This is a genomic window from Pseudomonas sp. COW5 (assembly GCF_026240005.1).
Lineage (GTDB): Bacteria > Pseudomonadota > Gammaproteobacteria > Pseudomonadales > Pseudomonadaceae > Aquipseudomonas > Aquipseudomonas kribbensis.
Window position 1 is genome coordinate 262650 of the sequence record NZ_JAPHVP010000001.1, and the last position, 21425, is coordinate 284074.

The 21425-nt window shown below is 56.9% G+C and carries 19 protein-coding genes; 17 read left to right on the forward strand and 2 right to left on the reverse strand.

Annotated elements, in window-relative coordinates:
- Positions 1–143 precede the first annotated feature (143 nt).
- From OQ248_RS01090 to OQ248_RS01100, 3 genes are all read left to right on the forward strand, one after another.
- Positions 144–2441, forward strand: coding sequence for an AAA family ATPase (locus OQ248_RS01090; protein WP_265811823.1), 2298 nt, complete (start codon positions 144–146; stop codon positions 2439–2441).
- Positions 2438–4309, forward strand: a complete 1872-nt coding sequence (locus tag OQ248_RS01095; RefSeq protein WP_265811824.1) for a UvrD-helicase domain-containing protein — start codon at positions 2438–2440, stop codon at positions 4307–4309. The genes OQ248_RS01090 and OQ248_RS01095 overlap by 4 nt, the downstream gene beginning before the upstream one ends.
- Positions 4310–4615: 306 nt before the next feature.
- On the forward strand, positions 4616–6382 hold the full coding sequence (locus OQ248_RS01100) for a DUF262 domain-containing protein (protein WP_265811825.1): 1767 nt from the start codon (positions 4616–4618) through the stop codon (positions 6380–6382).
- A gap of 188 nt (positions 6383–6570) precedes the next feature.
- On the opposite strand, the gene OQ248_RS01105 is transcribed toward OQ248_RS01100, so the two are convergent.
- Entirely contained in the window at positions 6571–7245 is a 675-nt protein-coding gene (locus OQ248_RS01105) for an alpha/beta family hydrolase (protein WP_265811826.1), read from the reverse strand.
- Between the two features lie 95 nt (positions 7246–7340).
- Between OQ248_RS01105 and ccoN (OQ248_RS01110) the strand changes: the two genes are divergently transcribed.
- The 10 genes from ccoN (OQ248_RS01110) to OQ248_RS01155 all read left to right on the forward strand — a co-directional run bounded on the left by ccoN (OQ248_RS01110) (position 7341) and on the right by OQ248_RS01155 (position 15075).
- Positions 7341–8765 carry a cytochrome-c oxidase, cbb3-type subunit I gene (gene ccoN / locus OQ248_RS01110; RefSeq protein ID WP_011333291.1) on the forward strand — a complete coding sequence of 475 codons (1425 nt, stop codon included), beginning with the start codon at positions 7341–7343 and terminating at the stop codon, positions 8763–8765.
- Positions 8766–8775: 10 nt separating this feature from the next.
- On the forward strand, positions 8776–9384 hold the full coding sequence (gene ccoO / locus OQ248_RS01115) for a cytochrome-c oxidase, cbb3-type subunit II (RefSeq protein WP_085700207.1): 609 nt from the start codon (positions 8776–8778) through the stop codon (positions 9382–9384).
- A 5-nt stretch (positions 9385–9389) separates the two neighbouring features.
- Positions 9390–9587 (forward strand): CcoQ/FixQ family Cbb3-type cytochrome c oxidase assembly chaperone, encoded by a 198-nt coding sequence (locus tag OQ248_RS01120; RefSeq protein ID WP_265811827.1) that lies wholly within the window; start codon positions 9390–9392, stop codon positions 9585–9587.
- A complete protein-coding gene (gene ccoP, locus OQ248_RS01125; RefSeq protein ID WP_085711943.1) occupies positions 9584–10537 on the forward strand; it encodes a cytochrome-c oxidase, cbb3-type subunit III in 954 nt (317 codons plus the stop codon). Before OQ248_RS01120 ends, ccoP (OQ248_RS01125) begins: the two co-directional genes overlap by 4 nt.
- A gap of 481 nt (positions 10538–11018) precedes the next feature.
- The gene (gene ccoN, locus OQ248_RS01130) at positions 11019–12461 is read left to right on the forward strand and encodes a cytochrome-c oxidase, cbb3-type subunit I (RefSeq protein WP_085711942.1); all 1443 of its coding nucleotides are present in this window, start codon (positions 11019–11021) and stop codon (positions 12459–12461) included.
- A complete protein-coding gene (gene ccoO, locus OQ248_RS01135; protein WP_007905434.1) occupies positions 12461–13069 on the forward strand; it encodes a cytochrome-c oxidase, cbb3-type subunit II in 609 nt (202 codons plus the stop codon). Before ccoN (OQ248_RS01130) ends, ccoO (OQ248_RS01135) begins: the two co-directional genes overlap by 1 nt.
- 6 nt (positions 13070–13075) lie before the next feature.
- Complete coding sequence (locus OQ248_RS01140) at positions 13076–13261, forward strand: CcoQ/FixQ family Cbb3-type cytochrome c oxidase assembly chaperone (RefSeq protein WP_003175465.1); 186 nt, start codon at positions 13076–13078, stop codon at positions 13259–13261.
- A complete protein-coding gene (gene ccoP, locus OQ248_RS01145; protein WP_085711941.1) occupies positions 13258–14241 on the forward strand; it encodes a cytochrome-c oxidase, cbb3-type subunit III in 984 nt (327 codons plus the stop codon). The genes OQ248_RS01140 and ccoP (OQ248_RS01145) overlap by 4 nt, the downstream gene beginning before the upstream one ends.
- A 171-nt stretch (positions 14242–14412) precedes the next feature.
- On the forward strand, positions 14413–14667 hold the full coding sequence (locus OQ248_RS01150) for a type II toxin-antitoxin system Phd/YefM family antitoxin (protein WP_065259746.1): 255 nt from the start codon (positions 14413–14415) through the stop codon (positions 14665–14667).
- The gene (locus OQ248_RS01155; protein WP_265811828.1) at positions 14668–15075 is read left to right on the forward strand and encodes a type II toxin-antitoxin system VapC family toxin; all 408 of its coding nucleotides are present in this window, start codon (positions 14668–14670) and stop codon (positions 15073–15075) included. It abuts the gene before it with no gap.
- 77 nt (positions 15076–15152) lie between these two features.
- Here the strand turns inward: OQ248_RS01155 and OQ248_RS01160 are convergent, their stop codons facing one another.
- The gene (locus tag OQ248_RS01160) at positions 15153–16157 is read right to left on the reverse strand and encodes a metallophosphoesterase (RefSeq protein WP_265811829.1); all 1005 of its coding nucleotides are present in this window, start codon (positions 16155–16157) and stop codon (positions 15153–15155) included.
- 364 nt (positions 16158–16521) lie between these two features.
- Between OQ248_RS01160 and OQ248_RS01165 the strand changes: the two genes are divergently transcribed.
- The 4 genes from OQ248_RS01165 to OQ248_RS01180 all read left to right on the forward strand — a co-directional run bounded on the left by OQ248_RS01165 (position 16522) and on the right by OQ248_RS01180 (position 21403).
- On the forward strand, positions 16522–16710 hold the full coding sequence (locus OQ248_RS01165) for a hypothetical protein (RefSeq protein WP_265811830.1): 189 nt from the start codon (positions 16522–16524) through the stop codon (positions 16708–16710).
- A gap of 263 nt (positions 16711–16973) precedes the next feature.
- On the forward strand, positions 16974–18389 hold the full coding sequence (gene ccoG, locus OQ248_RS01170; protein WP_085711940.1) for a cytochrome c oxidase accessory protein CcoG: 1416 nt from the start codon (positions 16974–16976) through the stop codon (positions 18387–18389).
- A gap of 11 nt (positions 18390–18400) precedes the next feature.
- The gene (locus OQ248_RS01175; protein WP_265811831.1) at positions 18401–18940 is read left to right on the forward strand and encodes a FixH family protein; all 540 of its coding nucleotides are present in this window, start codon (positions 18401–18403) and stop codon (positions 18938–18940) included.
- Between the two features lie 12 nt (positions 18941–18952).
- Positions 18953–21403 (forward strand): heavy metal translocating P-type ATPase, encoded by a 2451-nt coding sequence (locus OQ248_RS01180; RefSeq protein WP_265811832.1) that lies wholly within the window; start codon positions 18953–18955, stop codon positions 21401–21403.
- The last annotated feature ends 22 nt before the right edge of the window (positions 21404–21425 follow it).

Here is a 21425-nt window from a genome sequence, read left to right on the forward strand (position 1 = left end):
CCCTACGAGCTTTACAAATCAGAAAATACTCCAATGATGGCTAAACTCCATCACAGTGGTTGGAGCGCCGAGATGACTCAGCTAGAGTTCCGTCATCTATCAGCCTGGCGCACAGTCGCTGACCAGTCATCAGGGAAGAGAACATGCAAATTCAGCACCTGGAAATCGCGAACTTCCGCAAGCTCCTGTCTGTAAGAATCGACCTCGCATCTGAGACTACCCTCCTCGTTGGAGCCAACAACAGTGGCAAATCCTCAGCCATGTTGGCCTTACGCAAGTTCCTATTGTCGAAAGCATCGGTTTTCAGACTGCAGGATCTGACTCTAAGTCATCTCGCCACAATCGATGCGATTGGTGAGGCTTGGGAAGCTGCAGATAGTAACTTTCCAATCCCCGTGGCAAACGACTGGGCTGACTGGTTGCCAACGCTGGATGTATGGCTCGAAGCGTCTCAGGGTGAGCTTCACCACATCCGTGACCTCATTCCTAACTTCGCGTGGAAAGGCGGCCATGTAGGCATGCGGTTCCGCTTAGAACCGGATGAGATGACAACGCTGTTTGTTGATTACCGAAAAGAGCGGGAGCGTGTAAAGCTGCTTCAGCAAGAAATTCAGAATCAGGCGGCTCAAGGTACGGAACCACCGTCGCTTCCGCTCTGGCCGCAAAGCTTGCATGACTACCTGAATCGACGAATTGGTAGAACCTTCAAGATTCGATGGTACCGCCTTGATCCAGGCCAGCTCCAAGCCCCCGATCCGGTAACTCGTAAAGCGAACCAGCAAGCGCTCGCGGCCACTGCAACGCCACTTGAGCGCAACCCCCTTAATGACCTGATTCGAATCCATGAGATCAATGCTCAACGCGGCTTCGGTGACAGCGCTGACGAGAGCGTCTTGGAAGGAGGAAATGGTTCGGGCAGGAAACTCTCGGAGCAACTACGAGCGTACTACAGCAGACACCTTGATCCAGGCGATAGCCCAGATGTTTCAGATTTGGAGGCGCTCAGAGCAATCGAGGCCGCTCAGACTGCCTTTGACACACGCTTGAGCACGAGCTTCGCGCCAGCGCTACAGGAAGTGGCCGGCTTGGGCTATCCGAACAACTCCGATCCGTCCATCCGAGTAGCCACACGCCTCGCCCCCACGGACGGGATGAATCACGAAGCCGCTGTGCTGTTTGAGCTGGATTCTGTCGGAGGAGCTCCAGGAGCGCCGGCTCTCAGGCTTCCCGAGACGTCTAACGGACTGGGATATCAGAATCTCATCTCGATGATATTCCGATTGATGGCATTTCGGGATGAATGGCTAAAGAAGTACAGGACGCTTGAAGAGCAAAGCGCGACAGGAGTTGAGCCTATCCACTTAGTTCTCATCGAGGAACCGGAGGCTCACCTGCACGTCCAGGTTCAGCAAGCATTCATAAAACACGCCTACCACGTGCTGCGCAGCGATCCACTGCTAGCGAAATACACCAACCTCAGAACCCAGCTAGTAGTCAGCTCTCACTCCAGCCATGTGGCTCATGAGATTGACTACGAAAACCTAAGGTACTTCCGCAGACTCCCCTCTGGCATGGCCGGAGTACCAATTCCGGTCTCTACCGTGTCGAACCTTAGTACCGTCTTCGGCAAGCCAAATCAAACAAAGGAATTTGTTACCCGTTACCTTCGCGCCCAACATGCCGACCTATTTTTTGCGGATGCGGTGATCCTGGTCGAGGGAGCTGCTGAACGCATGATGCTTCCTCATTTTTTGAGGCAGCACTTCCGCTTTCTTGACCAGTGCTACATCACCATCTTGGATATCGGGGGAAGCCACGCGCATCGTCTCCGGCCACTGATCGACGCATTGGGTATTGTCACTCTGGTGATAACCGACTTGGACGCTGGAATCCTTCAAGTCGGCAAGCCTGTCGAGCGGAAAAAAGGCCAATCCACTAACAACCCAACAGTGCGTCATTGGATGCGAGCGGCAGGCCTTGGACATGACGTGGATTCGTTACTGGATCTTCCCTTCGAAAGTAAAGCCCAGCAGATTGACGATCTGTTTTCGATCAGGATCGCGTATCAAACGCCCATTACCATCCGCCTACCCAAAACCGGGATGGACGTCGAAACATTACCAAATACGTTTGAAGATAGCCTCGTACTGAGCAACACCGAGCATTTTACAGGCAAAGCGGGACGTGGGCTGACGCGATCCTTTGCCAAGGCGCTACGTGAATCCGAGACATCCCTCGAGCTTGGCGCAGAGATGTTCACCAAGCTCAAGGATGGTGATAAGGCTGAGTTCGCTTTGCACGTTCTCGGCGACTCCAATTTTGCCAAATTGACCATACCAACCTATATCCATGAAGGCTTGGCGTGGCTCCAGTCAAAGCTAGAAAGAAAAAGCAAAGAGCTTTTGGTCATCCCATCAGCTAGCGTCGAGGTAACTCCATGACCACTCAGCCAGACGCCGCGATGAAAGATGTTCCAGATGCCGATCAGGTTATCCAGGAATGCCTAAATCTCGATCATCCGAAAAGTTTTTTCCTATACGCCGGCGCTGGCTCTGGAAAAACCCATTCGCTAGTCGAGTCCGTGAAAAATCTAAAGAATAGGGAGCGGCAACGACTGACGTTTGAAGGGCGTCAAATCGCAATCATCACCTATACAAATGCAGCGTGCGAAGAAATTGCCCGCCGTCTTGAACACGATCCGCTGGTAGTTGTGTCAACCATTCACGCCTTCTCTTGGCGGATGATTCAAGGCTTCAATGACGACATTCGTGAGTGGCTTCGAATCAAGCTCACCGAAGACATCGAAGAGCTTAATGAGAAGCTCGGAAAAGCCCGAAGTCAAAACAAGACCTTTCTATCAAACCAGGCTTCGAGGGATAGCAAAGTTCGTAGGCTCGACGCTCTGGATGAGATAACGACATTCACTTACAGCCCTACCGGCGACAATCGCGGTAGGCAAGCTCTAAATCATAGTGAAGTCATCCAAATGGCCGCTGCGTTTATCCAACAACCTCCATTGCTGGATGTTATGGCGGATCTGCACCCGGTACTTTTGATCGATGAGAGTCAAGATACCAACGGGCCACTCATGGACGCTTTTCTGCGAGCACAATCCCTCATCCCTCACCGTTTCTGTCTCGGGCTTCTCGGCGATACCATGCAGCGCATCTACAACGATGGAAAGGTGCGCTTGGAGGAAGCGATCCCTCGGGACTGGGCCATGCCAGAAAAGCGTATGAACCGTCGCTGCCCAACGCGGGTCGTTGATCTGATTAACGTAATTCGTGCGAGCGCAGACGCCCATCAGCAGCACTCAAAGCCTGATGCGATAGAGGGCACAGTTCGAATGTTTTGCACCCAACAGATACCAGGTCAAGGTTTCGAATTGGAGGAAGACATCGCACACCGCATGGCAGCCATCACCGGCGACGCTCAGTGGGCAGTTGGTAAAGACGGAAGAAAGACCCTGATTCTTGAACACAAGATGGCCGGACGCCGAATGGGGTTCGAGAATGTGTTCACACCGCTGTATGGAGTTGAGCACCTGCGAACGGGGCTACTGGACGGAACACTGCCAATCTTGAAACTGTTCTTCGAACGGGTAGCCCCAATTCTTCAAGCCTCCAGGACGGACAGTTTCAGCCTCATGGAAGCTGTGCGGCTTCAGTCTCCGCTTCTCGACTCTAAATCCATGAAAGAGGCGCCTGACCAGTTAGACTTGCTTGAGAAGGCAGGGGAAGCTACTGAGTCGCTAACCAAACTGTTTGATGATAATGATCCCCTGATAGGAGACGTCGCTCATGTCCTGTACCAAACAGGCCTACTAGATATCCCCAATCGCCTTATTGAAGCTCTTTTGCTTGGCGCCACTACTGATGACCCTCCCGATACATCGGATCGTGATGCATTGGAAACCCATGCATACCGGGTTCTGCTAGGGCGTCCCTTCTCGGAAATGGCAGCGTTCGCTGGCTATACCGAAGGACTATCCCCCTTCGACACGCACCAAGGTGTGAAGGGGCTGGAGTTCCCCAGAGTCATGGTCATCCTCAATGACGAAGAGGCAGGCGGCTTCCTTTTCAGTTACGACAAACTCTTGGGTGTAAAGCCAGCTTCTGACAACGACGTAAAAAACCAACGCGAGGGCAAAGATGATTCCCTGGCTCGCACCCGTCGCCTGCTGTACGTCACTTGCAGCCGGGCTGAAGAAAGTCTCGCAATTGTGGTATACACCGCTCAGCCTGAGATAGCTAAACAACGAGTGATCGAGGCTGATTGGCTCAAGCCCGAAGAGGTCGAGCTTTTGTGAAGCTACCTACGAACAGCATGACTGCTCTTGAAGGTGTACTGAAGAGCCAAATGGCACATGACCTGACTTCAGTTGCTTATGTTCTGGAGGAACCCGGCACTGTCGATTACAAGAACAGTGTGCTCACTGTGCCCAGATTGCCACAAAGCAATACGCATTTGACTCTAGAGGCTGTTGGTAGCATTTTGCAGACGTAGTGTAATAAGGCGAATAAAACAGACCGCTACCGAGCTACTTTACGATAGCAAAACGCCTCCCTGTGTTGTAGCTTCTACCTATCCTTCACGAGCATAGCAGACAGCCCTAATGGAAAATGGACAAAAAAAATTAAAGGAATTGTTTGATGGCCGTAAAATATTCAACATTCCAGATTACCAGCGAGCTTACGCGTGGGAGACAAACCGCCAACTACCTGATTTCATTGAAGACATTGATAACCAAGCGCTAGGTCGAGACTATTTCTTAGGCACTATTCTCTTCCAGGAAAAATCGGAAAAACATGCCGGATTTGATCTGATCGATATAGTGGATGGACAACAAAGGATTACAACTACAATTATATTCATGAAAGCATTACTATCTAGCCTGCGCCAACGGCTGGACGACACCCAATTTGAAGAGCTCGGCTTAGACCTCGTCGAGGAAACTTACATCTTCAACAAAAACCGCCCAAAACTGCAAGCCATCTCACCTGACAATGATTTCTTTTTTAACTACATTCTAAATGATGGTAATGGCGCCGACCATATTGAAACACCTTCTCAGCGCCGGCTATTAGAGGCGAAAAAATATTTTCAAACCGAGTTAGCTGATAGAAGCAACGAGGAGCTACTGCAATTAAAATGCAAGATAGACGAACACACCAAGGTATTAACATACTCTGTTAAGGACGCAGCGGAAGCAACCCTTATTTTTGAAACCACGAACGACCGTGGCAAAAGGTTAACCAACCTTGAAAAAATAAAAAGCTTTTTAATGTACAAAACTTACCTCGCAGCTGCGGAAGACGTCGATCACTATCTAACTGTTATCCAACAAAGATTCGCCGATATTTTCAGAGAACTGGAATTATTTGACGGAAAAATTGATGAAGACTCAATTCTTCGCTTCCATTATATTGCTTTTGAAGACTGGATTGATAAAGCAGACTTCCAGCAACCGACGACAGCTATCAGAAGCAAGCTAAACCCTCTCATAGCTAACGGCCGCAAGCAGGAGGCTTTGGCTTTCATTGACCGATTTAGCCGAGAGCTCAAAGAAAGCTTCCATATAATGCGGCAAATTTCAATGAGCAAGCACCAGTCTTACCGTGACCTTGCATGTTTGGAGCGAATGGAAAGCTTCTATCCTCTAATTCTAAAGGCTTATAAAAATGATACCTCCTCGGAAAAAAGAAATTTTAATATCACATGCCGTCTATTAGAAATTTATAGCTTCCGAGTTTTCGCAGTTCAGCAAAATAGGTCAAATACAGGGCAGTCAGCACTTTATAAACTTGCTAGAAATTTCGCAGGACGATTCGAGCCTCTATTCGACGAAATCTCTTCAATCATAAATTCTGCCAGCAGTCGCAAGCGCTTTCATGAGACGCTGCAAGATGCAGACCTATTCAACTGGATATCTAGCCGAGACCTTTGCTATCTAGTGTGGAAATATGAAAACCACCTGCGACGCTCAGAACAGCCAATATGCGCTGAAATGTCAGAGACCGAATTCAAAAGCACCGGCAGCAAGACTAGGCTAACAGTTGAACATATTGCCTCACAAACCAAAAACGGTATCGTTCTTGACAGCTCCATCGTACCGGACATGGATTCAACCTTCAGAGATCAACACCTACATCGCCTAGGAAACTTAACCTTCGACCCAGCCTCGGCCAATTCATCAAAAAGCAACGGCGAGATGGATGTTAAATATTCCAAATACTTCTCCAAGGCTCCTTACAAAACACAGAACGAATTAGAGTCCTTCATGATTGATAGCAAATGGACATCGGAATCGATTGACCTGAGGCAATCAAAAATCATCGAATTTTGCGTGCGATACTGGAACCCCCAATACATAAATTATTAATGGCAACGGTCTTCACCTTACAGGTGCGTTCAGTACTCAGAAGTTTGACTGATCGAAAAGTGTGTCGCGTTCAAGATCGATCCCCCTCACACCAGCCCTCCCGAAACGTCGGACCGCCCCCAAAGGGGCGAGGGGGAAAGGGAGCCGATCTTCATGAGTTTCAAAATTTCGGTTCGGCTCAATCGACACTAAAGAAACGCGACCACCTTCTGCGCGGCGGCAGCCAAATGCTGCTCATGGGTAAACCCGGAAACCTTGAGCGGCTTCAAATCATGATCCCCAGAGGCCAGCCAAAACACCTCAATACTCGGCGATAGATCGTAAGCCCCGACAGCGTCCCGATTGCCAAGAGCATCCCGCTCCCCCTGAACAATCAACGTCCGAGTCTTTAACCCAGCCAAATGCTCAACACGAGGCTTCTCCGGCTTACCAACCGCATAAAACGGATAACCCAAGCAAACCAAAGCATCAGCACCAAGCTCATCGGCAAGCAAACTCGCCATCCGCCCCCCCATGGACTTCCCGCCAATCGCCAGTGAACCAGCGACATGAAGTCGCACCAAGCCATAAACCTCACGCCAACATTCGAGCAACTTAGGCGCCGGATTCGGCGGGCGTTTGCTGCCATCAACCCGCCGCTGCGCCATATAAGGAAACTCAAACCGCAACACGTTCACCCCCAGCCCAGCAAGGCGCCCAGCCATATCCGTCATCCACTCACTGTCCATCGGCGCCCCCGCCCCATGCGCCAGGATCAGGGTCGCCGAAGCCTCCCCAACAGCCGCATCCCAAAGCCACCCGTGATCCCGCAGGCACTGCGCCCATTGATCCCCGTCAATACTGGCCTTGTGCTGTTTGTCCATGCTTGCCTCGCTTTTAGTCTGCCTATAACTCCAGGCGAAGGATTCGCGGCGTTTTCTGCGCGCGCTCACTTCGGCTGAACCGTGGATGGGGAACCATGAACACTTCTATCAGTACCGCCTACAACTACAAGGTGGTCCGCCAATTCGCCATTATGACGGTGGTGTGGGGCATCGTCGGCATGGGGCTCGGGGTTTTTCTCGCGGCTCAATTGGTCTGGCCCGAACTCAACTTCAACCTGCCGTGGACCAGCTTCGGACGCCTGCGCCCGCTGCACACCAACGCGGTGATCTTCGCGTTCGGCGGCTGTGCCTTGTTCGCCAGTTCGTTCTACTCGGTGCAGCGCACCTGCCAGACACAACTGTTTGCGCCGAAAATCGCCGCCTTCTGCTTCTGGGGCTGGCAACTGGTGATCCTGCTGGCGGCCATCAGCCTGCCACTGGGTTACACCAGTTCCAAGGAATACGCCGAGCTGGAATGGCCGATCGACATCCTGATCACCATCGTCTGGGTCGCCTACGCCATCGTGTTCTTCGGCACGATCATGCAGCGCAAGACCAAGCACATTTATGTGGGCAACTGGTTCTTCGGCGCGTTCATCATCACCGTGGCGATCCTGCACATCGTCAACAACCTCGAGTTGCCGGTGAGCTTCACCAAGTCCTACTCGGTGTACGCCGGTGCGACCGACGCGATGGTGCAATGGTGGTACGGCCACAACGCCGTAGGCTTTTTCCTCACCGCCGGTTTCCTCGGGATGATGTACTACTTCGTGCCGAAACAGGCCGAACGTCCGGTGTATTCGTATCGCCTGTCGATCGTGCACTTCTGGGCGCTGATCACCCTGTACATCTGGGCCGGCCCGCACCACTTGCACTACACCGCGCTGCCGGACTGGGCACAGTCGCTGGGCATGGTGATGTCGCTGGTACTGCTGGCACCGAGCTGGGGCGGCATGATCAACGGCATGATGACCCTCTCGGGCGCCTGGCATAAGTTGCGCAGCGACCCGATCCTGCGCTTCCTGGTGGTGTCGCTGGCGTTCTACGGCATGTCGACCTTCGAAGGTCCGATGATGGCGATCAAGACGGTGAACGCCCTCTCCCACTACACCGACTGGACCATCGGCCACGTACACGCCGGCGCGCTCGGCTGGGTGGCGATGATTTCCATCGGCGCGCTGTACCACATGATCCCGAAAGTCTTCGGCAAAGAGCAGATGCACAGCATCGGCCTGATCAACGCGCACTTCTGGCTCGCGACCATCGGCACCGTTTTGTACATCGCCTCGATGTGGGTCAACGGCATCGCCCAGGGCCTGATGTGGCGTGCGGTGAACGAGGACGGCACGCTGACCTACTCCTTCGTCGAAACCCTGGTGGCCAGCCACCCAGGCTTCGTCGTGCGGCTGATTGGCGGGGCGATCTTCCTCAGCGGCATGTTCCTGATGGCTTACAACACCTGGCGCACCGTGCGGGCCTCGCAGCCTGCTGACGTCGTTGCTGCCGCGCAGATGGCCTGAGGAGTCCGCCATGAAACACGAAACGATTGAAAAGAACGTCGGCCTGCTGATGCTGCTGATGGTGTTCGCCGTGAGCATCGGCGGCCTGACCCAGATCGTCCCGCTGTTCTTCCAGGACGTGACCAACAAACCGGTGGAAGGCATGAAGCCCTACACCGCGCTGCAACTGGAAGGCCGCGACATCTACATCCGCGAAGGCTGCGTCGGTTGCCACTCGCAGATGATCCGTCCGTTCCGCGCAGAAACCGAACGCTACGGCCACTACTCGGTCGCCGGCGAGAGCGTGTGGGATCACCCGTTCCTGTGGGGCTCGAAACGTACCGGTCCGGACCTGGCCCGGGTCGGTTCGCGTTATTCGGATGACTGGCACCGCGCGCACTTGTACAACCCGCGCAACGTCGTACCGGAATCGAAGATGCCGGCCTACCCATGGCTGGTCACCCAACCGGTCGACAGCAGCCACACCGAAACCAAGCTCAAGGTCATGCGCACCCTCGGCGTGCCGTACACCGACGACGACATCAGCGGCGCGGTGGCCAGCCTCAAGGGCAAGACCGAAATGGACGCCCTCGTCTCCTACCTGCAAGTGCTCGGCACTGCGATCAAGAGCAAGAGGTGATCGAGATGGCCTTAGAAATGAGCGTGGGGCTGATTCGCGGCCTCGGCACGGTCGTGGTGTTTCTGGCCTTCGTCGGCCTGACCCTGTGGGTGTTCAACCGCAAGCGCACGCCGGAATTCGCCGAAGCGCGCCTGCTGCCGTTTGCCGATGAGCCGCAACCCGACCCAACCCAAGCATCTGAAACAAGGAGTACCCGGCCATGACCACCTTCTGGAGTACGTGGATCTGCGTACTGACCATCGGCAGCCTGATCGGCCTGACCTGGCTGCTGGTCGGCACCCGTCGGGGCGAGACCAAGGGCAGCGTCGACCAGACCATGGGCCACAGCTTCGACGGCATCGAGGAGTACGACAACCCGCTGCCGCAGTGGTGGTTCATGCTGTTCGCCGGCACGCTGGTGTTTTCCGTGGGCTATCTGATCCTGTATCCGGGCCTGGGCAACTGGAAAGGCATCCTGCCCGGCTACGAGGACGGCTGGACCGGCGTCCACGAGTGGGAAAAGGAAATGAGCAAGGCCGACGCCAAATTCGGGCCGATCTTCGCCAAGTTCGCCGCCATGCCGGTGGAAGAAGTGGCGAAGGATCCGCAGGCGCTGAAAATGGGTGGCCGTCTGTTCGCCTCCAACTGCTCGGTGTGCCACGGCTCGGACGCCAAGGGCGCCTTCGGCTTCCCTAACCTCGCCGACCAGGACTGGCGCTGGGGCGGCAGTGCCGAGACGATCAAGACCACCATCATGGGTGGCCGGATCGCGGCGATGCCGGCCTGGGGCGAGTCACTCGGTGAGGTGGGCGTGAAAAACGTCGCCGCTTACGTGCGTCACGAGCTGGCCGGGCTGCCACTGCCGGCGGACAACAAGGCCGACCTGCAAGCCGGACAGCAGACGTTCAGCACCATGTGCGTAGCCTGTCATGGGGCAACCGGCCAGGGCACTGAAGCCATGGGTGCGCCGAATCTGACGCACCCGGCCGGATTTATCTATGGCACCAGCCTGACCCAGCTTGAGCAGACCATTCGCCATGGTCGTCAGGGTCACATGCCGGCTCAGAACGAGTTGCTGGGCAACGATAAAGTGCAATTGCTGGCCGCTTATGTGTACAGCCTTAGCCATGGATTGAATACAGAAAAACTGATTACTGAAGACAACAAACAGTAATCATTGAGTACAACACTGCCGCACGTTTCCAGTGCGGCAGTTTCCAGCCTCTTTGCGACGCATTGTCGCACCCCTTCTTGCCCTCTCCTTTCGGTTCCCCGGATTCGGGTCTACGCTTGCTCGATGCGGACTGGCCCGTGCCGGTTCCAGGTCGACCCCGAGCGAGGCGTTGAACGAATCGGCTGACTGACATGGCCGCAAAGGCCGGTAGATACCGGCTGTCGTGCCGATTACCGTCCGTCACCCGAACCGAGCGTTCGAACACACCCCGTTACATCCGACCGGAACCCCTCGCTTTTTTCGTCCGCTGCGACATTTTGCCCGAGGGCAATTTTGTCCTTACGCGGCGCATGGAAAGGCCGCAGAATCAGCGTTGGAAAGCATTGACCCAGGTCATGGCGCGTTGCATTGACCCCCTGCTTTCTACATACTTGCGGCCGATTTTAATCCTAATAAAACACCCAAACCGTGGAACCTTAGAATGAGCACAGCAATCAGTCCGACTGCTTATAACTATAAGGTAGTCCGCCAGTTCGCCATCATGACGGTGGTCTGGGGGATCCTTGGCATGGGGCTCGGTGTCTTCATTGCCTCGCAACTGGTCTGGCCGGAGTTGAACTTCGGCCTGCCGTGGACGAGCTTTGGACGCCTGCGCCCGTTGCACACAAACCTGGTGATTTTCGCCTTCGGTGGTTGTGCACTGTTTGCCACTTCCTACTATGTCGTGCAGCGAACCTGCCAGACGCGACTGATTTCCGACAGCCTCGCGGCCTTCACCTTCTGGGGATGGCAAGCGGTGATCGTCGGCGCGATCATTACCTTGCCGCTGGGTTACACCACCACCAAGGAATACGCGGAACTGGAATGGCCCCTCGCCATTTTGCTGGCCATTGTCTGGGTCACCTACGGTCTGGTGTTCTTCGGCACCATCACCAAGCGCAAGACCAAACACATCTACGTGGGTAACTGGTTCTACGGCGCATTCATCGTCGTGACCGCGATGCTGCACATCGTCAACCACGCCTCGCTGCCGGTCAGCTTCTTCAAGTCCTACTCGGCCTACGCCGGTGCGACCGACGCGATGATCCAGTGGTGGTACGGCCACAACGCCGTGGGTTTCTTCCTGACCACCGGCTTCCTGGGGATGATGTACTACTTCGTGCCGAAACAGGCCGAACGTCCGATCTACTCCTATCGCCTGTCGATCGTGCACTTCTGGGCACTGATCACCCTGTACATCTGGGCAGGCCCGCACCACCTGCACTACACCGCACTGCCGGACTGGGCCCAATCGCTGGGCATGGCGATGTCGATCATCCTGCTGGCACCAAGCTGGGGCGGCATGATCAACGGCATGATGACCCTGTCGGGCGCCTGGCATAAGCTGCGCACCGACCCGATCCTGCGCTTCCTCGTGGTCTCCCTGGCGTTCTACGGCATGTCGACCTTCGAAGGTCCGATGATGGCGATCAAGACCGTCAACTCGCTCTCGCACTACACCGACTGGACCATCGGCCACGTACACGCCGGCGCTCTGGGCTGGGTAGCGATGATCTCGATCGGCGCGATCTACCACATGATTCCGAAACTGTTCGGCCGCGCGCAGATGCACAGCGTCGGTCTGATCAACGCGCACTTCTGGCTCGCGACCATCGGCACCGTGCTGTACATCGCTTCGATGTGGGTCAACGGCATCACCCAAGGCCTGATGTGGCGTGCAATCAACGACGACGGCACCCTCACCTACTCGTTCGTCGAAGCGCTTCAGGCCAGCCACCCTGGCTACATCGTTCGTGCCCTGGGCGGTGCATTCTTCGCCAGCGGCATGTTCCTGATGGCCTACAACGTGTGGCGCACCGTTCGCGCCTCGGACCCGGCTGAAGCTGAAGCCGCCGCCAAGATCGCCGTAGTTGGAGCTCACTGATGAAGCATGAAGCTGTCGAGAAGAATATTGGCCTGCTGGCCTTCTTCATGGTCATCGCCGTCAGCGTCGGTGGCCTGACCCAAATCGTTCCGTTGTTCTTCCAGGACGTCACCAACAAGCCGGTCGAAGGCATGAAGCCGCGCACCGCCCTTGAACTGGAAGGCCGCGACGTTTACATCGCCAACGGCTGTGTCGGCTGCCACTCGCAGATGATCCGTCCGTTCCGTGCCGAAACCGAACGCTACGGCCACTACTCGGTCGCCGGTGAAAGCGTCTGGGATCACCCGTTCCTGTGGGGTTCCAAACGTACCGGCCCGGACCTGGCCCGTGTCGGCGGTCGTTACTCCGATGACTGGCAGCGTGCGCACTTGTACAACCCGCGCAACGTCGTGCCCGAGTCGAAAATGCCGGCTTACCCGTTCCTCGTGGAAAACAAGCTCGACGGCAAAGACACAGCCAAGAAAATGGAAGTGTTGCGCACGCTCGGCGTCCCTTACACCGACGAAGACATTGCCGGTGCAAAAGACGCTGTGAAGGGTAAAACCGAAATGGACGCGCTGGTGGCCTATCTGCAAGGCCTGGGCACCATCATCAAAAGCAAACGGTGATTCTTAATGGATATCGGGATGATTCGAGGCCTGGGCACCGTTGTCGTGATGGTTGCCTTCATCGGCCTGGCGTTGTGGGTGTTCAGCCCCAAGCGCAAGTCGGAGTTTGAAGACGCGACCTTGCTGCCCTTCGCGGATGATCCCGAAGCCATCAAGCACGTCGAGCAAGCTTCTAGGAGTAACAAAGAATGACTACATTCTGGAGTCTGTACGTCACAGTCCTCAGTCTCGGTACGATCTTTTCCCTGACCTGGCTGTTGCTGTCGACCCGCAAGGGCCAGCGCACCGAGCAGACCGACGAGACGGTCGGCCACTCCTTCGACGGGATCGAGGAGTACGACAACCCGCTGCCGAAATGGTGGTTCATGCTGTTCGTGGGCACCATCGTCTTCGCCTTGGGTTATCTGGTGCTGTACCCGGGCCTGGGCAGCTGGAAAGGTCTGCTGCCGGGCTACAACTACCTCGATAACGAAAAGCAGACCCCGTTCGCCAACGGCCAGACCGGCTGGACCGGCGTTCACGAGTGGGAAAAGGAAATGGCTCGCTCGGATGCCAAGTTCGGTCCGATCTTCGCCAAGTTCGCGGCCATGCCGATCGAAGAAGTCGCGAAGGATCCGCAAGCCCTGAAGATGGGCGGCCGTCTGTTCGCCTCCAACTGCTCGGTCTGCCACGGTTCCGATGCCAAGGGCGCTTATGGCTTCCCTAACCTGACCGACGCCGACTGGCGCTGGGGCGGCGAGCCGGAGACCATCAAGACCACCATCATGGGCGGTCGTCACGCGGTGATGCCGGCCTGGGCGGAAGTGATCGGTGAGCAAGGCGTGGCCGACGTGGCGGCATTCGTGCTGACCAACCTCGATGGCCGCAAGCTGCCGGAAGGCACCAAGGCAGATCCGGCCAACGGCCAGAAACTGTTCGCCGCCAACTGCGTGGCCTGCCACGGTCCGGAAGGCAAAGGCACCCCGGCAATGGGCGCCCCGAACCTGACCCACCCGGCCGCGTTCATCTACGGTTCGAGCTTCGCGCAACTGCAGCAGACCATCCGTTACGGCCGCCAGGGCCAGATGCCTGCTCAGGAACAGCTGCAAGGCAACGACAAGGTTCACCTGTTGGCGGCTTATGTTTACAGCCTGTCCCATGGTGAAAAAGCACCGGAAGCCGAGGCCCAGTAAGGCCGATGCTTGAAGCAAAAAAAGGCCCCGCCAGTTCTCACTGGCGGGGCCTTTTTGTTTCTGCCCTTTGAATGGCCGACCAGCGGTCAGGCTCGTCAGGCCTTCCCGGTTGTGAGACGCCATAAGCAGTAGTAACGTTGCTACATATCTTCTTCAGGAGAGGTCGCAATGATGGCCATCACCACCATTTCCAGCCGTGAATTCAATCAGGACACAAGCAGTGCCAAAAAAGCCACGCGCAACGGGCCGGTAATCATCACCGACCGTGGCAAGCCCGCCCACGTACTGCTAAGCATTGAGGAGTACGAAAAACTCACCGGCCTCAACGCGAGCATCGTCGATCTGCTGGTCATGCCTGAAGCGGCAGACATCGAGTTCGAAACCGAGCGTGCCGTGATCACTCACCGCCCCGTGGATCTGTCCTGAATGTATTTGCTCGACACCAATGTGATTTCCGAACTGCGCAAACCCCAGGCCGACAGGAACGTTGTCGCCTGGGCCAGATCTGTCATTGCCCCTCGCATGTTCATCTCGGCCATTACCTTGAAGGAACTGGAGACCGGCGTCCTTCGCATGGAGCGCCGAGACCCGGCTCAAGGCAAGGTTCTGCGCACCTGGCTCAAGCGCCACGTGATGCCGGCCTTCGACGCGCGAATCCTGCCGGTCGATGCCGCCGTCGCCCTGCGCTGCGCCCGCCTTCATGTGCCGGATCAGGCCAATGAAAGCGATGCGCTGATCGCAGCGACGGCATTAGTCCATGGGCTGACCGTGGTCACCCGCAATGTGGCCGACTTTGAATCCAGCGGTGTTGAAGTCATCAATCCATGGGACTGAGGCATTTGCCTTACCGAAGAAAAAGCCATGTCTGAAAATGAAACGGCCCCGCCAACAGAAATTGACGGGGCCGTTGCTTATGGGCGACTGGCCCAGATGGATTTCACCGGAACCGTCTGCACGAAATTCGGTTTCTGCCAGTCATTGTTTTCGATCAGGTTGATGCGCAGTTGCTTGCGATCATCCGAGAAGCTGGCAGTCAGGTAGGTTTGCTGGGACGTTGCGCCGCTGAGAAACATCGGCACCTTACCCATCCAGCGCTTGCCTCCGCCGCGCGTATGGTAATGACCCGCAAAGATGGCGGTGACTTCATATTTTTCGATCATGTCCAGAAAGCGCTGCTCCTGCTGCCAGTCCCCCTGCCAGTCATCCCATTTGTGCATGTTGAGGATGATGGCGTAGCCCTGGGTTCTCGCCACCCTCAAATCGTTTTCCAGCCAGTCCAGTGCGCTGATGATATTGAAGGTTGTCGGATTCAACGCATGTGCAATCTTCGTAGCGTAGGTAGGCTCGTTGTTGAGTTGCACCAGATGAACTTCTCCGACATTTTTCGAGTACGCGAGACTGCCCGAATAACGAATATCCAGAAAAGCCCCAGTGACCTTGAGGTCAAGGTTATCCACCCTAGCCTTATGATGCTCGTTAAACTCGACAATACTGCCCGCCGCACAACTATTACTGAAACAGTCGTCCACATTATTTTCGTAATCATGATTACCCAAGCCGTACAAGTAATCCCCCTTGAAGTATTTCTCCAGGGCCGACTTCATATATGACCGCTGCCAACCATGGCCAAAAGCGGTAATGTCACCGTTGATCATCAACGGGATTGCCGCCTGCCCCCCGTGGGCATTTCGAAACATGGCGATACTGCTCAACTGGCTGTCCACCAGCCACTTGGCACGCTTTTCAAAGTCCGCATTGGACTCCGGCGCTCCGCTGTCGGTCTTGTCAGTCCAGGGATACTGCGTATCGGACGCGAACACCATATGCCGTGGCGTTCCCTCAACGGCATGAACCAAAGTAACAGAAGAGAATAAAAAGACACCCAGCAGAAAACTTACAACTCCATTAAAAGCCATAGCTTTGAAACTCCATTTAACTTGAATAACAACTAGCGACCGAATATCGCCAGACGCAAACATATTCGATCAAATGGAGCTTTTCAAAGCAGACTACACAGGCAATTAAATAAACTTATTTCAAACACAACAACAGAAGGCAGAATCCCTTTACTTCAATCTGTCTAATCTTGACTACTGGAAACCGAGCAACCAAGAACCGGTTTTCGGCCACGCAGATCAATCTGTGGGACTAAAAGAACCACATCGCAGCTTCACATCTCGCAACTGAAATTCGATGGGCACATTGGCTGGCAAGCGATAACGTCCTCATGCAGCCGGTGTGCTGCTTACCTCACGACTCATCTTGCAAGGAAGCCATACGATGAACGAACAACATCAGAATCAGGGTACTTATCAGCCGATTCAAACGGGTGGACAAGCGCCTCAAGATGAAGCGGCCAACAGCGATAGCCTGAAACGACAAACACGATCCATCAGGAGCGAAGTCGCCGCCGACAGAAAACGCAGTACCGGTGGGATCGACAGCCTTGGCGGCGGCCGGTTGCCTTGATTGACTGATGAAAGCGGCGGCAATGCCTGCACTTGCGCAGCATTGCCGTCGCGATGTCAGTAGCATCAATCGTCTATAGTCAATTGATCTGCATCATGCTTTGTTACATTCGCTACACCATTCAGGTTTTTTCCCCAACGCGACCAAAGGTCGCACCCGTTCGTCGGCATCACAGGCGTATCATTGCGCCACTGCAACACCCTTTCTGACCCCGGCCGGCACGTATCGGCCGAGGCATTTTTCCACTGCCGTGGGATGCAATGATGAGTAATCAGATTCCGGTACACGACGTCACGCCCCCCAACAAGAACGCGAACAACAGCGTCGACCTTTACGCCTCTCGAGAAAAAATCTACACCCGTGCTTTCACCGGCCTGTTCCGCAATCTGCGGATGATGGGCGGCACGGCGCTGTTCCTGCTGTATTTCGGTACGGTGTGGCTGAACTGGGGCGGCCATCAGGCCGTGTGGTGGAACCTGCCGGAACGCAAGTTCTTCATCTTCGGTGCGACCTTCTGGCCTCAGGATTTCATCCTGCTCTCGGGCCTGCTGATCATTGCCGCGTTCGGCCTGTTCTTCATCACGGTGTATGCCGGCCGGGTCTGGTGCGGCTACACCTGTCCGCAAAGCGTGTGGACGTGGATTTTCATGTGGTGCGAGAAGGTCACCGAAGGCGACCGCAACCAGCGCATCAAGCTCGACAAGGCGCCGATGAGCGCCAACAAGTTCCTGCGCAAGTTTGCCAAGCACGCCATGTGGCTGCTGATCGGTTTCGTCACCGGCATGACCTTCGTCGGCTACTTCTCGCCGATCCGTGAACTGGTGTTCGACTTCTTCACAGGCCAGGCCGATGGCTGGTCGTATTTCTGGGTCGGCTTCTTCACCCTCGCCACCTACGGCAACGCCGGCTGGCTGCGTGAGCAGGTGTGCATCTACATGTGCCCGTATGCGCGTTTCCAGAGCGTGATGTTCGACAAGGACACCCTGATCGTTTCCTATGATCCGCGTCGCGGCGAAAGCCGTGGCCCGCGCAAGAAAGGCGTCGACTACAAGGCCCAGGGCCTGGGCGACTGCATCGACTGCACCATGTGCGTCCAGGTCTGCCCGACCGGCATCGACATCCGCGACGGCCTGCAGATCGAGTGCATCGGCTGCGCCGCGTGCATCGATGCCTGCGACAGCATCATGGACAAGATGGACTACCCGCGCGGGCTGATCAGCTACACCACCGAACACAACCTGTCCGGGCAGAAAACCCATAAACTGCGTCCGCGCCTGATCGGTTATGCCGTGGTGCTGCTGGCGATGATCAGCCTGCTGGTGACGGCCTTCTTCATGCGTTCGCTGGTGGGTTTCGACGTCAGCAAGGACCGCGTGCTGTACCGCGAAAACGCCGAAGGCCGGATCGAAAACGTCTACAGCCTGAAGATCATGAACAAGGATCAGCGCGACCACACCTACGTGCTGGAAGCCGCCGGTTTGCCGGATCTGCGCCTGCAAGGCAGACGCGAGATCAAGGTGCCGGCCGGGGAAATCTTCAGCATGCCGGTCGAGCTGTCGAGCGCGCCCGAACAACTGCCGTCGAGCACCAACGAGGTGAAATTCATCCTCAAGGATGCCGATGACGACAGCGTCCACGTAGAAGCCAAGAGCCGGTTCATCGGCCCACAAAATCGTTGAGAGAACTGAACATGCCCGCAGCAAACGCCGCAAGCCCCTGGTACAAGCATCTCTGGCCGTGGATCATCATCGGGATCCTCGCGTGCTCGGTGACCCTGACGCTGTCCATGGTGACCATTGCGGTGAACAACCCGGACAATCTGGTCAACGACAACTACTACGAGGCCGGCAAGGGCATCAACCGTTCGCTGGACCGTGAACTGCTCGCGCAGAACCTGAAGATGCGCGCCAATGTGCATCTGGATGACGTGACCGGTGAAGTCGACCTGCGCCTGAGCGGCGACAGCCAGCCGAAAACGCTGGAACTGAACCTGATCTCGCCGACCCAGCCGGACAAGGATCGCAAGATTGTCCTGACTCGCAGCGAAACCGAAACCGGCCGCTACATTGGCCAGGTGAACGACAAGGTTGAAGGTCGGCGGTTTGTCGAGTTGCTCGGTTCGCAGGGTGACCAGGTGTGGCGCATGTTCGAGGAAGAAGTGGTCAGCCATGACAAGGATCTGCTGCTCGGTGACGAACCGCTGCAAGGCGCGGAAGACCTGGACAAGTAAGCAACTCTCCTGATGACCACCCCACTCCCCTGCTACCACTGCGCCCTGCCCGTTCCGACGGGCAGCCGCTTCACCGCTGTCGTGCTCGGGGAGTCCCGCGAGTTCTGCTGCCCGGGCTGTCAGGCCGTGGCCGAAGCCATCGTCGCCGGCGGGCTGGAAAGTTATTACCAGCACCGCAGCGAAGCCTCGGCCAACCCCGAGGCGCTGCCGGTGCAACTGGTGGACGAACTGGCGCTGTACGACCGCGCCGACGTGCAGCAACCTTTCGTACGCCACGAAGGTGAACTGGCCGAAACCACGCTGTTGATGGAAGGCATCAGTTGCGCCGCGTGCGGCTGGCTGATCGAGAAACACCTGCGCACGCTGCCCGCCGTGGCCGAGGCGCGGCTGAACCTGTCCAACCATCGCCTGCATGTGCGCTGGGCCGACGCGCAATTGCCGCTGAGCCAGATCCTCGGCGAACTGCGCCACATCGGCTACGCCGCGCACCCGTATCAGGCCGACCGCGCCAGCGAACAACTGGCCAGCGAAAACCGCCTCGCCTTGCGCCAACTCGGCGTCGCCGGACTGCTGTGGTTCCAGGCGATGATGGCGACCATGGCCACCTGGCCGGAATTCAACATCGACCTCAGCCCCGAGCTGCACACCATCCTGCGCTGGGTCGCGCTGTTCCTCACCACGCCGATCGTTTTCTACAGCTGCGCGCCGTTTTTCAAAGGGGCCATGCGCGACTTGCGCACTCGCCACCTGACCATGGACGTCTCGGTGTCGCTGGCGATCGGTGCGGCGTATGTCGCCGGGATCTGGACGTCGATCACCGGGGTCGGCGAGCTGTACTTCGACGCAGTCGGGATGTTCGCGCTATTCCTGCTCGCCGGACGCTACCTGGAACGCCGCGCCCGGGAACGCACCGCCGCTGCCACTGCGCAACTGGTCAATCTGTTGCCGGCCTCGTGCCTGCGACTCGACGATGCCGGCCAGAGCGAGCGCATCCTGCTCAGCGAGTTGCGTCTTGGCGACCGGGTACTGGTGCAACCCGGCTCGGTGCTGCCGGCGGACGGCAAGATCCTCGACGGCCAGTCGAGCATTGATGAATCGCTGCTGACCGGCGAATACCTGCCGCAACCACGCACGCTGGGCGATGCCGTCACCGCCGGCACGCTGAATGTGGAAGGTGCGCTGACCGTCGAGGTGCAGGCGCTGGGTCAGGACACGCGGCTGTCGGCCATCGTTCGTCTGCTGGATCGCGCCCAGGCGGAAAAACCTCGACTGGCGGAAATCGCCGACCGTGCCGCGCAATGGTTCTTGCTGCTGTCTTTGATCGCGGCGGCCGCCATCGGGCTGCTGTGGTGGGAGCTGGATTCTTCGCGCGCCTTCTGGATTGTCCTCGCAATGCTGGTCGCCACTTGCCCGTGCGCATTGTCACTGGCGACGCCGACAGCCCTCACCGCCGCCACCGGCACTTTGCACAAACTCGGCCTGCTGTTGACCCGTGGCCATGTGCTGGAAGGCCTGAACCAGATCGACACGGTGATTTTCGACAAGACCGGCACACTCACCGAAGGGCGTCTGGTGTTGCGTTCGATCCGCCCGCTCGGCGCCCTCGACAGCGATCAGTGCCTGAGCCTCGCCGCCGCGCTGGAAAACCGCTCGGAACACCCGATTGCCCGCGCCTTTGGCCGGGCGCCGCTGGCCGCCGAAGAGGTTCACAGCACGCCGGGGCTGGGGCTTGAAGGCTTGGTCGGCGAACAGCGCTTGCGCATTGGCCAGGCAGAATTTGTCTGTGATTTCAGCGGCGCGCCTGTGCCGAAGATGCCCGACGAACCGGGCCAATGGTTGTTGCTCGGTGACGATCACGGGCCGCTGGCCTGGTTCGCCCTCGACGACCGTCTGCGCGATGACGCCCCTGCCCTGCTCGCCGCGTGCAAGGCCCGCGGCTGGCACACGCTGCTGCTGTCGGGTGACAGTTCGCCGATGGTTTCCAGCGTCGCCGCCGAACTGGGCATCGACGAGGCCCGGGGAGGTCTGCGTCCGGACGACAAGCTGCAAGTGCTGCAAAAACTGCACAAGGAAGGCCGCAAGGTGTTGATGCTCGGCGACGGGGTCAACGACGTGCCGGTGCTGGCCGCTGCGGACATCAGCGTGGCCATGGGCTCGGCCACGGATCTGGCGAAAACCAGCGCCGACGCGGTGTTGTTGTCCAACCGGCTCGACGCGCTGGTGCAAGCCTTCACGCTCGCCCGTCGCACACGCCGGGTGATCATCGAGAACCTGTTGTGGGCCGCGCTGTACAATGGCCTCATGTTGCCGTTCGCCGCCCTCGGCTGGATCACTCCGGTATGGGCCGCCGTCGGCATGTCGATCAGTTCGCTGACCGTGGTGCTCAACGCCCTGCGCCTGACTCGCCTGCCGAGCGCGCCGGCCGTCAACGCCACGTCAGAAACCCGCCCGCTGCCGGCCTGAGCCGCGCGGGCATGGAGTACAG

Bases quoted from the DNA above. Each gene is read 5' to 3' on its own strand.
- ccoP (WP_085711941.1), top strand. From the start codon at position 13,258: ATGACTACATTCTGGAGTCTGTACGTCACAGTCCTCAGTCTCGGTACG.
- OQ248_RS01155 (WP_265811828.1), top strand. From the start codon at position 14,668: ATGTATTTGCTCGACACCAATGTGATTTCCGAACTGCGCAAACCCCAG.
- ccoP (WP_085711943.1), top strand. From the start codon at position 9,584: ATGACCACCTTCTGGAGTACGTGGATCTGCGTACTGACCATCGGCAGC.
- ccoN (WP_085711942.1), top strand. From the start codon at position 11,019: ATGAGCACAGCAATCAGTCCGACTGCTTATAACTATAAGGTAGTCCGC.
- OQ248_RS01165 (WP_265811830.1), top strand. From the start codon at position 16,522: ATGAACGAACAACATCAGAATCAGGGTACTTATCAGCCGATTCAAACG.
- OQ248_RS01105 (WP_265811826.1), bottom strand. From the start codon at position 7,245: ATGGACAAACAGCACAAGGCCAGTATTGACGGGGATCAATGGGCGCAG.
- OQ248_RS01100 (WP_265811825.1), top strand. From the start codon at position 4,616: ATGGAAAATGGACAAAAAAAATTAAAGGAATTGTTTGATGGCCGTAAA.
- ccoN (WP_011333291.1), top strand. From the start codon at position 7,341: ATGAACACTTCTATCAGTACCGCCTACAACTACAAGGTGGTCCGCCAA.
- OQ248_RS01090 (WP_265811823.1), top strand. From the start codon at position 144: ATGCAAATTCAGCACCTGGAAATCGCGAACTTCCGCAAGCTCCTGTCT.
- OQ248_RS01180 (WP_265811832.1), top strand. From the start codon at position 18,953: ATGACCACCCCACTCCCCTGCTACCACTGCGCCCTGCCCGTTCCGACG.
- OQ248_RS01095 (WP_265811824.1), top strand. From the start codon at position 2,438: ATGACCACTCAGCCAGACGCCGCGATGAAAGATGTTCCAGATGCCGAT.
- ccoO (WP_007905434.1), top strand. From the start codon at position 12,461: ATGAAGCATGAAGCTGTCGAGAAGAATATTGGCCTGCTGGCCTTCTTC.
- OQ248_RS01175 (WP_265811831.1), top strand. From the start codon at position 18,401: ATGCCCGCAGCAAACGCCGCAAGCCCCTGGTACAAGCATCTCTGGCCG.
- OQ248_RS01160 (WP_265811829.1), bottom strand. From the start codon at position 16,157: ATGGCTTTTAATGGAGTTGTAAGTTTTCTGCTGGGTGTCTTTTTATTC.
- OQ248_RS01120 (WP_265811827.1), top strand. From the start codon at position 9,390: ATGGCCTTAGAAATGAGCGTGGGGCTGATTCGCGGCCTCGGCACGGTC.
- OQ248_RS01140 (WP_003175465.1), top strand. From the start codon at position 13,076: ATGGATATCGGGATGATTCGAGGCCTGGGCACCGTTGTCGTGATGGTT.
- ccoG (WP_085711940.1), top strand. From the start codon at position 16,974: ATGAGTAATCAGATTCCGGTACACGACGTCACGCCCCCCAACAAGAAC.
- OQ248_RS01150 (WP_065259746.1), top strand. From the start codon at position 14,413: ATGGCCATCACCACCATTTCCAGCCGTGAATTCAATCAGGACACAAGC.
- ccoO (WP_085700207.1), top strand. From the start codon at position 8,776: ATGAAACACGAAACGATTGAAAAGAACGTCGGCCTGCTGATGCTGCTG.